The 12,325-nt window shown below is 60.3% G+C and carries 6 protein-coding genes; 3 read left to right on the plus strand and 3 right to left on the minus strand.

What is annotated here, in order from left to right; genetic code table 11:
• Positions 1-46: 46 nt before the first annotated feature.
• From V6F91_RS17185 to V6F91_RS17195, 3 genes are all read right to left on the minus strand, one after another.
• A complete protein-coding gene (locus tag V6F91_RS17185) occupies positions 47-2,740 on the minus strand; it encodes an RHS repeat-associated core domain-containing protein (RefSeq protein ID WP_332766432.1) in 2,694 nt (897 codons plus the stop codon).
• Complete coding sequence (locus V6F91_RS17190) at positions 2,737-7,203, minus strand: SpvB/TcaC N-terminal domain-containing protein (protein WP_332766434.1); 4,467 nt, start codon at positions 7,201-7,203, stop codon at positions 2,737-2,739. The genes V6F91_RS17185 and V6F91_RS17190 overlap by 4 nt, the downstream gene beginning before the upstream one ends.
• 198 nt (positions 7,204-7,401) lie before the next feature.
• The gene (locus tag V6F91_RS17195; protein WP_007916251.1) at positions 7,402-8,925 is read right to left on the minus strand and encodes a fumarate hydratase; all 1,524 of its coding nucleotides are present in this window, start codon (positions 8,923-8,925) and stop codon (positions 7,402-7,404) included.
• 436 nt (positions 8,926-9,361) lie between these two features.
• Between V6F91_RS17195 and V6F91_RS17200 the strand changes: the two genes are divergently transcribed.
• From V6F91_RS17200 to V6F91_RS17210, 3 genes are read left to right on the plus strand one after another with little or no spacing between them, the layout of a single operon-like run.
• The gene (locus V6F91_RS17200) at positions 9,362-10,468 is read left to right on the plus strand and encodes a GGDEF domain-containing protein (protein ID WP_332766437.1); all 1,107 of its coding nucleotides are present in this window, start codon (positions 9,362-9,364) and stop codon (positions 10,466-10,468) included.
• Entirely contained in the window at positions 10,461-11,396 is a 936-nt protein-coding gene (locus tag V6F91_RS17205) for an iron-sulfur-binding ferredoxin reductase (RefSeq protein WP_332766439.1), read from the plus strand. Before V6F91_RS17200 ends, V6F91_RS17205 begins: the two co-directional genes overlap by 8 nt.
• A 30-nt stretch (positions 11,397-11,426) precedes the next feature.
• On the plus strand, positions 11,427-12,176 hold the full coding sequence (locus V6F91_RS17210; RefSeq protein ID WP_332766441.1) for an enoyl-CoA hydratase-related protein: 750 nt from the start codon (positions 11,427-11,429) through the stop codon (positions 12,174-12,176).
• Positions 12,177-12,325: the final 149 nt, after the last annotated feature.

Genomic DNA, 12,325 nt, shown 5'->3' on the forward strand with positions numbered 1-12,325 from the left:
GCATGGCCCCGGCCTGAAACGATAAGCACCGTAGCGCCAGACTTTCCTAAAGGTGGACCACCTGCTTGTTCGTGCGCCTGCGAGCGGGATCGTCTCGCTTAAACCCGCTGGTCTGTGCGCCAACAGAGGCCGTCGAATTTCTTCGCGATGGCTCTGGATCATCCATGGATCGCATCCCGGATATTTTCTCGAGCATGCCCATGCTTCGCCAACTGATCCCGGCCAGCTCTTCCGCCCCCAGTACCTGTCCATGCAAAGCGTCCAGTGCCGTTGTCGTCGGTTTATCCTTTAATTGCATCTTGGCGATCAACTGGTCTGTGGTGTCCAGCAATGCTCCAGCGCGCTTGTCATTCTCTGCCTTGAGCTTGGTGCCTCTCAACTCATCGACGTATCCGCCCACCACTGGCCCTAGAATCATGCCGGCGACGGTCGCAGCCGCGTTGACCCCGGCGGTGGTCAGGTTGAAAACCCGGTTGGCATCCTGCGTGACCTCGACAGGCGGCATTTGTCCATTACTATCCGGGTCCCACGTGCCGGGGGGAGACCAGCCGGGGTTGAACATTGAGGCGTGTATTACGAGTTGCGCGGATATAGTCAAAACCGAGCTGACGACGGCTGCGTTGGCAGGAGACGATGTCCCCACAGGCAGCAGCGCTAGCCCGATCCTGGAGTTGACGACTGTCAGCGTTGCCGACTTGACCCGCTCGCGCCATGTTTGATCGGGTTCAGGGGGAAGGTGCCCGGGGGGATTAGCCTGGGGATCGGTTACCAGATCGGGCGCGCTTGCCGAAGACGGTCGGCGCGAGGAGCCAGGAGTGGAGATGGCAATGGTGGTTTGTGATGCACTGCCGGTTTGTGCAGGTACTTTGGTCGCCCCTTGTTGGTCGACAAAGTTGATCGGGTTGTTACCGGTCATGCAATACAGATTCAAGCCATCTGCGATTCCGTGTCGGTCCGGTTGCGTCCAGCGCCCCAGCCACGGCGCATAATAGCGCTCGCCATAATAGTAGAGACCGCTGCGATCCAGCTCCTTGCCGCTGTACCGAATGACTTTGTAATCGACCTCTATATCAGAGCACAACGTGAAGGCGGCTGTAGCGCCGAACGGAAAGAATTGCTCGTGGCTGATCATTTGCCCGAGCTGATCAAGTTCGATCAGGCATGAATTCAAGTGATCGTTCAGACCGTAACGCAATTGCGTACTGCCAACGTTTGCCGGATCGTTTTCCCAGTAAAGACAACGCACCGTACCCGCCCCGGTGGTGACGGTGATGGCATGCAGCTCTTCACCATTGTCCTTGCAGGAGATCTCAAGCCCCGGCAGGTAACGTACCTGGTGAAAGTGGCTGGTGTTCCTGCCGTAGTGCTCATAGCGTTTGCAGACTCTCACGCCCTGGCTGTACCAGCAGTGCTCCGCATCTTCCTGACCGTCGGAACGGGGGATCATCACCACCGATTGCAACTGATCGCGGCTGTTCCACCGCAACGGCTGGCCCGGCAATCGCTCCAGCAGATTGCCGTGCGGATCAAACAGTTGGCCGAAATCCGGCAGCGGATCGCCTGGCTCATGCAATACGCCTCGATTGCTGTATGGGTCGATCATCACATGACGGGTATGACTTGTTCCCTCACGTATCTGAGTAATCTTGATCAGATTGCCGCCATCGTCATATTCGTAGGTCTGCAGGTAGTTACGCAGGTCTCTGGGGTCGCAGGATTGCGGGCGGGCCAGGTTTTTTGGCATTGCGGCGGCGCTGCAACCGGTAGCGCTGCTCAGTTGATACAGCGAATCGTAGGTGAAGGTACGGGTGCCATCGCAGCGCTGGTTGGCGAAGAAAACCGGCTTGACGGCGGCATCGAAGATCCGGGTGATCATTCCCATGGGATCGTACTTGTACTCAAGGTCCTGAATGGGCGGTTCGCTGCTGTTTTGTGACCATTGCCTGACGAGGAGGGAATTGGCCGGGTCGTAATCCCAATGAACGCTCACGCCGTTGCCATTTTGTTGCGTGAAAAGCTGTCCGGCGGCGTTGTATTGCGCGTCGATAAGCACCCTGCGCTCGACCCCGTCTTTCAGGATCAGAGAGGTGGCTTTGATTTGCCCGGCCAGATCATAAAGCATCGTCTGTTGATGCTGGCCGGCATCCGTCAGCGCTATGACCGCACCCAGCGGACCATAGGTGCGTTGGCTGGTGAACGATTTGGCATCTTGAAAGGTTCGGGTTTCTCGCTGGGAGTGGCCGGCGAGGCTATAGCTGTGCACTTCAAGGCAGCCTGAGGGATCAGTCAGTCGCTGATGTCGTCCCCGCAAGTTGTTGCCGGCATCCGCCAAGGCATCGGCGTATTCGAATATTTCATCGTCCTGGGGGGTGGCTGTGTTCTTTACGCTCAGCAGGCGCAGTTGCGGGTCGTAAGTCATGAGCCAGACCGCACCGCGGCCATCCCAGCGCTGCAGTGTCTGACCCGCCCGCCCTGGCAGGCTCAGACGCATACCGGCATCGACGCTGTCTGTTCTCAATGGCTGATCCGACAATGAGTAGACAGTCGCCAGGCAGGGGGCGGGAAGACGTGGATCCCATTGGGCAACGCTGCGTCCGGCCAGATCATGTTCCGTGCACGTGGTCCGGGTCATGGGCAGGTCATCGGCATTCTTGCGCCAGTAGTCGACCCGCCGCACAGTCAGCCCACGACTGTCGGTGGCTGTCAGGGTTGGCGTACGATGATGAACGTGGCTGCTCATGACAGCTCTTCTGCGGTGTCGTTGAAATCCTCACTGATGAGGTACCACGGGTGATGAGTCTCACGGGAAAAATGCCCCATGGGATTGATCAGGCGCACCACGCGGCGCAGCACGTCATAGAACAATCGATCGAAGTAGCCATGCTCACGCAGGGAGACATCGTTGACGTAGCGATAGGTATCGGCGAAGAACGGCCGGAACTGGCGCACCGGCAAGCCCTTGTTGTTGTATTCGACCCGGGCGCTGATGCGCCAGCGCGACTTGCTGAAGACTTCACGCAACTCGCCATCCTCAACGATCAGCGAGCCATCGGTGTCCACCGCATAGGCCATGCCGGGATCCACCAACTGTTGGGTTTGCAGCTCGCGGCCAAAACCGTCCACGCAGGTTTTGACAATCTGGATCTGCACGTTGTCGGTGGGGTAGCGGTCGGCGCTGAGCATCACGGTGTGTACCGGCTCTCGGTGAGCCCGTTCAATGGCCATGAGCAATTGCTGTTCTTCAGGCGCCAGGGCGTGGAGTCGCGCAAGCCGGCGACGTGCGCTGGCGCGGATGTGCCCGCCGGGCAACAGATCACCTTGCTTGATCGACCGGGTTTGAAGCGCGGAAGAGGGGATCGCTCCCATCCAGCTGAACAGGTCATTGTGCAGGGTACTCGCAGCGTTTTGTACGGTGTCCTCCGGATACCGGATGGCGTATTCCGGACTCATATCGGGCAACGGCCGGTAGTCGATCAGCTGGTCGAACCCGACGTCCATGCCGTTCTCGGTCCCATGAAAGCTGATCACCAGTGGCTGACCGGAGGGCTCATAGATGACTTCTTCGGTATTTTCATTTGCGTCGATGATTCGCAGGGGTTTCAGTGCGTGGTAATCGAACTCCGCTACCTCAACGGCGCAACCGTCGGGCAGTACCGTGCGAATGACTGTCAGATAGTGTTGATCGTATTCGGCTTTGGTCACACCATGACTTGGCGTTTCGTTGAAATCGAGCACTTTGTAAAACGCTTCCAGATCGCCGTACCGAGCCAGATTGAACCGCGATGACCAAAGGTTTTGTTCCTCGCTCGGCGTCGCTTCGAACAGCAGCGGCATGGGTGAGTAACCAATTGCCTCGACGGCCTCGCGAATGTTCAGGCCCGGCACAATGCTGTAAGCGTCCAGCGCGGTCTTGTCCAGCAGGGCAAGCTCCAGAGAATGCGACAGGGCTTCGAATCCGGCGACGCCGTCACCCAGTTCAATACCCTCTACGTCCACATAGCGCTGTATGGATTGGGAAGTCAGCACCCGTTCGATGGCCCATTCTGCCGAATCCTGCAGCTTTCTCAGGGATTCAAAAGATACCTGTGCCGGGTTCAGCTCGCCGGGGAGCGTACCTTTGGCTAATTTCAGCGCGTTGTCCCGTGCCTGATATCGCAGGCCCAATCGCCATTGCTGCGGCTCAACCAGGTTGATCAGGCGCGCACGGGTTTCACTGATGTAAAAGTATTGCTGCGCCTCGTCGTGGGCGTCGCCCCACCATCGAATCAGGTGGGGCTCTGTGAAGGGGGGCGGGCTCTCGGCGGTCAACCTGCGCGCATAGCACACCGTAAGTGCGTGCATCACCGCGCCAAAAGCGTCCCAGCGCAAGATCACGTCGTGGCGGCACAGCGGGTCATCGATAAAACCGTCGTACTGATAACTGATGGTTTCTACCTCTAGCGACAGCAGCACGGCTGCGTCGTAGTGCCCTTGCGGCCGCACCTCGCGCACCAGATAACGCTTCTCCTCTACCGAGTACAGCGCGGCAGCACCAGGCGCCTGCGCATCGGTCCGATAGGCGAGGATTTCCGTTCGAGCGACCGAGCCGACCAGTGCCTGCGAGATCCGATAGCGACTGTCGGAATCCTCCGGAGCGACGGGCTCATCGATTTCACCTTTGGGGTGGTAACGACTGAACAGGGTTTCGCCCAACGGGCAGGCTTCGACGTCTGCGCTGAAATAATCGTCGCGCGAACGATTCATTTCCTGACCGTTGTGAAACCAGGTGCACGTTTGCACCGGCTCGCTGAAGCCTGGGTCTGAAGGATCTGTTCCAACCTCGCAGTCCAGTTGCTGCAGATAGCCGAACCCGCGAAATTCCCGTGCCCTGCCGTCGTAGAACCCCTCGCGCCAGGTAAATGACTGGGTCAACCGGTTGTCGGTAATTTCGTCGTGCTGCTCCTGTTTTTTCACCACAGCTAGCGGAAACGGCAGATGACATACCGGTGCACGTTCAAGCGCCAGCAGCCGCTCCTTTTCATCCAGCCATTCCTGAGCCGAGCTGCGATAAGTCACGCTGCTGGAACAGCCCATGTTGTTGTTACTGTTGACCAGCAGGTAGGGCTTGGCCGCAACGAAATCGTAGCGCCAATGCCGAGGCTGGATATGCGGCACCGTCAGAATCAGGCTGGCGCAACCGAGGCCTTGCAGATCGGCGAAACTGACCTGGCACAAACGGTCATAGCGCACATCTTCAGGCCACGGCACGCTGACGGGAATCTGTTCCAGACCATTGCCGCCGCGGTTCAGGTAAATCTCGAAGCCATCGGATTGCAGATAGATCAACGCCGGCGCGCCGGAGCCATCGAGGTCGGCCAAGCGTACTCGCGAGGCGTCGAACTCTTCATAGGTGAAAGGCAGGGCACTGATCTTGCGACCTTTACCGAATTTACCGTGACCAAGATTCGGCCAGCAGCGGACCTCGTCATGGCGGATGCGGCACAGCTCAGGCATGTCGCTGCCGAGCAGGTTACCCAGAAGCACCAGTTCGGTTTGCGAGTCGCTGAAAACCGGCAGACGGTCGTCATCGTATTCATGAGGTATTTCTTGTGCGGCGGCGAAGCCTTTTTCACGCAGGCTGGCATAGAGACGCACACGGTCGGGGCTGATGGAGGCCGCTGACATCAGGCCATCGCCGCAAAAATCGCCCATGATCAAGCCCAGATTCTGGTGTTCCACGGGAAATTTATCGAACGCGCTGAACAGTTCGAATTGTCGCTGCGCATTCAACGCGTGGAACCCGAAGTAACCCAATCGGGTGGTGATCAGGTCCAGGCGCCCGTCTCCGGTCAGATCAAGCAGTTGTGCCACGGCGCGGTTACGATCTGCCACCGGGATCTTGTCCAGCAAGGCCCATGGGCCGTAACCGATCAGTTCAGTGCCAGGCGCCGCGCGCAGCGGTTCACGGTAATACCAGGCGTTGTCGTAGCGGCAAAGAAAGCCCGGCACGCCCTCGCCATACAGATCGACGCATTGGTAGAACCCGCCATCTTCGATGCCCGGTTGAGTCTCTTTTTCCAACAGGCGTGCAGGTGTCTTATTGATCTCGAAGGGCGAGTATTCGAACTCTACCGGCGGTGAATGCTCGACATTGCCTTGCGCATCGAAGGCCTGATAGTGCGCCGCGGTGATCTGGCTGTAGGCACTCTGCGCAACGTTTTGGATCGGTCGATATTCCAGCAGCAGGCGACGGGCGAGCTTCGCCTCTGCAGCGACGCCCTCGGGGAAGTGATGAAACATCAACACTTGCTGGCACAGCCTGCGAGTGCTCAATTCAAAACCCTGGCCATAGGTGAAAAACGGATCAGGTCGTAGCTGCCAGCGGTTCACTTCTTCGTAGCTCGGAACCTCCGTCAGCGAATGGCTGCGCTCGCCGTAATCGAACACCAGTTGAAAATGCCATGGCAGATCCGTCGGCCGCTCGGTGTCCCAGCTATAGAGGCGGTCGCTCGCCGTGGCATTGCCGTAACACACCCGTCGCAGATAACGCTGGGCGCGGTAGTCGTGAATGGGGTCTTGCTCGTCAGGCTGATCGTCGGGTTTGTACTCGTAACAGATATGTTCGCCATGGGCGGTCATGCTTTCACACAGCAGCCAGCTACTGATGCGCGCTTCGTCGTCGGGGTCAGCACGGCGTGAGTCGGTGGTTTTGCCGTAGACATGCAACGTGCCGTCGGCCACATGCACCAGCCAGAAGGGCGCTCCACCGTCAGCCGGATGCCAGCATTCGCGCAGGGAGAAATCACTTTCAATCCGCGCCCGGTAAGACACCACCGTGTGCTCGGGAATGGCCAGGTCGCGGTATGTGGTTTCCCTGCGCGATTTCAGGTTGCCGTCATCATCCAGCTCGGGCATCCACACCTCGCCGTCATGACCGATGATGTTGTCGTGCTTGGTGTAACGCGGTACGCCCTTGTTGGTGCGTCGGCTGATCAGGCTCAGGCCAGCCAGATTCCAGCCCAGCCCAAACGCGCTGTTACCGCTCTGGCTGCTGCATGACAATGTCAGCTGCGGATCAAACCCGCGCCCGGCCGACGCCGGGATGGGCAATTCGATTCCTGCGGTGCCGGTCGGGCCAACGGCGCTCCAGCTCTTGCCGATGGTGGCGATCGATGAGCTTCGGGCGATGGAAGGAGCAGTGATGCTGAGGTCTTGGTCGGCCATGGTCGAATCCATCCGCGCTACGTAGGGCGTATGGATAGACGCTAACAGGAGTGAGCGGGAAATGGACCTGTCAGATCTGACAGGTGCACAAGATCACTTTTTGTGCATGGCCAGCGTTCTTGTCGCGATCGATTAGCACAACAAAAACGGCCGGGGCATCTTTGCGGATGCACCGGCCGTTTTCATGACACCAGAAGCTTACTGCACTTCTACCGCCAGGCTTTCGCTGATCTTCTGTTGCCAGATAGCAGGACCGGTGATGTGCACCGACTCACCTTTGCTGTCCACCGCCACGGTAACCGGCATGTCCTTGACCTCGAACTCGTAGATCGCTTCCATGCCCAGTTCGGCGAACGCCAGCACTTTGGACTTCTTGATCGCTTGCGCAACCAGGTAAGCGGCGCCGCCGACTGCCATCAGGTACACGGCTTTGTTGTCCTTGATCGCCTCGATTGCGGTCGGGCCGCGCTCGGATTTGCCGATCATGCCCAACAGGCCGGTCTGCTCGAGGATCTGCCGGGTGAACTTGTCCATCCGCGTTGCGGTGGTCGGGCCGGCCGGGCCAACCACTTCGTCACCGACCGGATCAACCGGGCCGACGTAGTAGATGAAGCGACCTTTCAAATCCACCGGCAGGGTTTCACCCTTGTTGAGCATCTCGACCATGCGCTTGTGCGCGGCGTCGCGACCGGTGAGCATCTTGCCGTTTAGCAGCACGGTTTCGCCCGGTTTCCAGCTCTGGACGTCTTCAGGGGTCAGGGTGTCGAGGTTGACGCGACGGGCCGAAGGGCCAGCTTCCCAGACGATTTCCGGGTAGGCGTCGAGCGGCGGCGCTTCCAGCGAAGCCGGGCCGGAACCGTCGAGCACGAAGTGCGCGTGACGGGTGGCGGCGCAGTTGGGGATCATGCACACCGGCAAGGATGCGGCGTGGGTCGGGTAATCCATGATCTTCACGTCGAGCACGGTGGTCAGGCCACCGAGGCCCTGGGCGCCGATGCCCAGCTGGTTGACCTTCTCGAACAATTCCAGACGCATTTCTTCGATGCGGTTCTGCGGGCCACGGGCCTTGAGCTCGTGGATGTCGATGGATTCCATCAACACTTCCTTGGCCATCACCGCGGCTTTCTCGGCGGTGCCGCCGATACCGATGCCGAGCATGCCCGGCGGGCACCAGCCGGCGCCCATGGTCGGAACGGTCTTGAGCACCCAGTCGACGATCGAGTCGGACGGGTTGAGCATGGCCATTTTCGATTTGTTCTCGGAACCGCCGCCCTTGGCCGCTACGTCCACTTCCACGGTGTTGCCCGGGACGATGGAGTAGTGAATCACCGCCGGGGTGTTGTCCTTGGTATTTTTACGAGCGCCCGCCGGGTCGGCGAGGATCGAAGCCCGCAGGACATTTTCCGGCAGGTTGTAGGCGCGACGCACGCCCTCGTTGATCATGTCGTCCAGGCCCATGGTGGCGCCATCCCAGCGTACGTCCATGCCGACGCGCACGAACACGGTGACGATACCGGTGTCCTGGCAGATCGGGCGGTGGCCGGTGGCGCACATGCGCGAGTTGATCAGGATCTGCGCCATCGAATCACGGGCCGCTGGCGATTCTTCGCGCAGGTAGGCTTCGTGCATCGCCTGGATGAAATCCACGGGGTGGTAATAGGAAATGAACTGCAGGGCGTCGGCAACGCTCTGAATCAGGTCGTCTTGCTTGATCACGGTCATGAGTCGCGCTCCTCTAAAACACGATGGGGCAGCTACAAGCTTCTAGCTTCGAGCGGCAAGTTAAAGCATTACGCGGACAGCTTGAGCTTGCCGCTTCAGGCTTGCGGCTTGTAGCTGTCCCTTTGTGGCGCGACGCTAAAAAGGCGCGGCAGTATACCGCGCATCAAAGGGGCGTACACGCGTTGGCGGTCATTCTCGGCGGCAGCTGCAAGCTGCAAGCATTGAGCGGCAAGTCGAAGCAGTCCGCGGACAGCTTTAGCTTGCCGCTTGAAGCTCGCGGCTTGTAGCTGCCCGTCTGGGCCAGGCAGGCCACACTTTTGACGCCATTTTCCCGGCCCGAAAATCGGTGGTCATTTAGCGACCGGGCCTCTAAAGTGGCAACCGGTCTGTAGAGTAGGACACTCGGTCAGCTTCTTATCGCACGGTGAGTCAACGATTGACCCATAACGCCATTCAACGTCTTTTGCTCAAACGCTTCGCCCTCGCTGCAGCCACCTATGGATTGGCTTTGCTGCTGCTGTGGCTGGCGTTTTTTACCGGGCATTACCAGCAATCCCTCAGCGCCGTGAGCATCGGCAGCGCCCTGGTGGTCATCAGCCAGGCGGTGCTGTTCGCCTTGTTCTGGAGCGGGCGCAACCTGCGTTTCGCCGATCCCAGCCTGACCGAAGCGCAAGTGCTGCTCGGGCTCGGCTGGCAGACCTGGCTGATCGCGCATCTGGACGAAGCCCGCGGCGTGTTCCTGGTGTTTTACGTGATGATCCTGTTGTTCGGGCTGTTCCACCTCAGTCGGCGAGCGTTCGTTCGCTGTGCCTTGCTGGTGTTCTTCAGTTTCAGTGCGATCACCTTGTGGGACGGTTATCAGTTGCGCCTGCGCGAGCCGGCGCTCGCCGCGTTGCAGGTCTGCGTACTGGCCCTGGTGCTGGCGTGGCTGGTGCTGTATGCGCGCTTCGTTCAGGTTTCGCGGCAACGCCAGCGCCAGCGCCGGTTTGCCTTGCAGGCGCATCAGGACACCTTGCGCGGGATGATGCGCCAGCTTGAGGATCTGGTTGCCACTGATGAGCTGACCGGGCTGTTCAACCGCCGGCACTTCCTGCGCCTGGCCTCACGCGAACTTAACGCGATGGACAACGACGTCGTGCACGGCCTGGCGCTGATCGACCTCGACCATTTCAAGCGCATCAACGACCTGCACGGCCACGCGGCCGGCGATCAGGTATTGCAGGCCTTCGCCGGTGTCGCCCAGGCGTGCCTGCGCGACGGCGATGTGCTGGCGCGTTATGGTGGTGAGGAATTCGTTGTGCTGCTGCCCGATTGCGACGCCGAACGGCTGACCGCGTGCTGCGAGCGTCTGCGTATTGCCTTTACTGACGTGGAACTGGTGGGCTTGAATGTGCGCAATCTGAGTCTGTCGGCCGGCATGACTCTGCTCGGCCTGGGCGATGATCTGGACGACGCCTTGCAGCGCGCCGATCAGGCGCTTTACCGGGCCAAGCGCGACGGGCGCAATCGCTGTTCCGCCGCGTGGGAGAACGTCGATGCCTGAACTGCGCGTCGGTGAGCGGCACTTGTCGGTGGCGGCGGGCAGCAACCTGCTCGATGCGCTCAACCAGAACGGCGTCGCCGTGCCTTACAGCTGTCGCGCCGGCAGTTGCCACGCGTGTCTGGTGCAATGCGTGCAGGGCTTGCCGGCCGATAATCGTCCGGACGCCCTGAGTGCCGAGCAACGTCGGGACGGCTGGCGCCTGGCCTGCCAATGTCAGGTGACCGAAGATCTGCAGGTCCACACGTTCGACCCGATCACCGATGGTCGCCCGGCCGTGGTCGAGGCCCTGGACTGGCTCAGCGACAGCGTCCTGCGTCTGCGCCTGACTGCGCAACAACCGCTGCGCTATAGCGCCGGGCAGCATCTGGTGCTGTGGCTCGGGCAGATTGCGCGGCCCTATTCGCTGGCGAGCCTGCCGCAAGAAGACCGTTTCCTCGAATTCCACCTCGATTGCCGCCAGCCCGGCGAGTTCAGCGATGCCGCCCGAAAGCTGCAGATCGGCGACCCGCTGCGCCTCGGTGAATTGCGCGGCGGTGCCTTGCATTACGACCCGGACTGGCACGACCGACCGTTATGGCTGCTGGCCGCCGGCACAGGTCTGGGCCCGTTGTTCGGTGTGCTGCGCGAAGCGTTGCGGCACGATCACCAAGGCGTCATCCGCGTCATTCACCTGGCCCATGACGAACGCGAACACTATCTGGCCAAACCCCTGGCGGCGCTGGCGGCGCAGCGCGACAACCTCAGCGTCGAGCTGTGGACGGCGGCCGAGTCAGCCGCCGCTTTGGCGCAACTGCGCCTTGTTTCCCGGCAAACCCTGGCTTTAGTCTGCGGCTCGACCGCCAGTGTCGACGCCTTCGCCAAGCGTTTATACCTGGCTGGACTGCCGCGCAACCAACTGCTGGCCGACGTATTCCTGAGCCGTGGTTGAACGCTGATTTTTTCAGACGCGAGACACGCCATGACCGAAGCCATCCTGTTGCAACGCGAACGCGGTTTACTGACCCTGCGGCTCAATCGCCCTGACAAGAAAAACGCCCTGACCCGCGCCATGTACAGCCGCCTCGCCGAGGCACTGCAACAGGCCGACAGAGATCCTGAAATCAACGCCGTGCTGATCAGCGGCAGCGCCGAGTGCTTCACCGCTGGCAACGACATTGCCGACTTCCTCCAGCAACCGCCGAGCGACCTCGACAGTCCGGTGTTCCACTTCATGCTCAATCTGCTCGAATGCCGCAAACCGGTGATCGCCGCCGTGGCCGGTGCCGCCGTGGGTATCGGCACGACCATGCTGCTGCATTGCGATCTGGTCTATGTGGCCCGTGATGCGCGCCTGCGCATGCCGTTCGTCAATCTCGGGCTGTGCCCGGAATTCGGCTCCAGCCTGATTCTGCCAAGGTTGCTCGGGCAGGCCAAAGCGGCGGAGCTGCTGTTGCTCGGTGAAGGCTTCAGTGGTGAACAGGCCGCCTCGTGGGGGATTGCCACCGAGGCGCTCGGCAGTGGTGATGCGGCGTTGAGCAAGGCGCGGGAAATGGCGCTGCGATTTGACGAACTGCCGGCTGAGGCGGTGCGCATCAGCAAGCAATTGATGCGAGCGCCGGATCGTGAGGTGCTGCGAAAGGTCATCGAGGAGGAGGGCGCTTTGTTTACCCAGCGGCTCAAGTCGCCGGAAGCGTTGGTGGCGTTGAACGGGTTTATCAAACGGCATTGAGATTTTCGCCGACTGTGCCAGCCTCTTCGCGAGCAGGCTCGCTCCCACAGGGAAACGCATTCCAATGTGGGAGCGAGCTTGCTCGCGAAGAGGACAGATCAGTCGACAGATCTTCCTGAGCAGTAAACAAAAAGCCCCGCCATTCACAT

Origin of the sequence: Pseudomonas koreensis (genome assembly GCF_036668835.1) — a bacterium.
In the GTDB taxonomy this organism is placed as follows: Bacteria; Pseudomonadota; Gammaproteobacteria; order Pseudomonadales; family Pseudomonadaceae; genus Aquipseudomonas; species Aquipseudomonas koreensis_I.

Coding starts and splice junctions, on each gene's coding strand:
- V6F91_RS17190 (WP_332766434.1), bottom strand. CDS start 7,203: ATGGCCGACCAAGACCTCAGCATCACTGCTCCTTCCATCGCCCGAAGC.
- V6F91_RS17185 (WP_332766432.1), bottom strand. CDS start 2,740: ATGAGCAGCCACGTTCATCATCGTACGCCAACCCTGACAGCCACCGAC.
- V6F91_RS17210 (WP_332766441.1), top strand. CDS start 11,427: ATGACCGAAGCCATCCTGTTGCAACGCGAACGCGGTTTACTGACCCTG.
- V6F91_RS17195 (WP_007916251.1), bottom strand. CDS start 8,925: ATGACCGTGATCAAGCAAGACGACCTGATTCAGAGCGTTGCCGACGCC.
- V6F91_RS17205 (WP_332766439.1), top strand. CDS start 10,461: ATGCCTGAACTGCGCGTCGGTGAGCGGCACTTGTCGGTGGCGGCGGGC.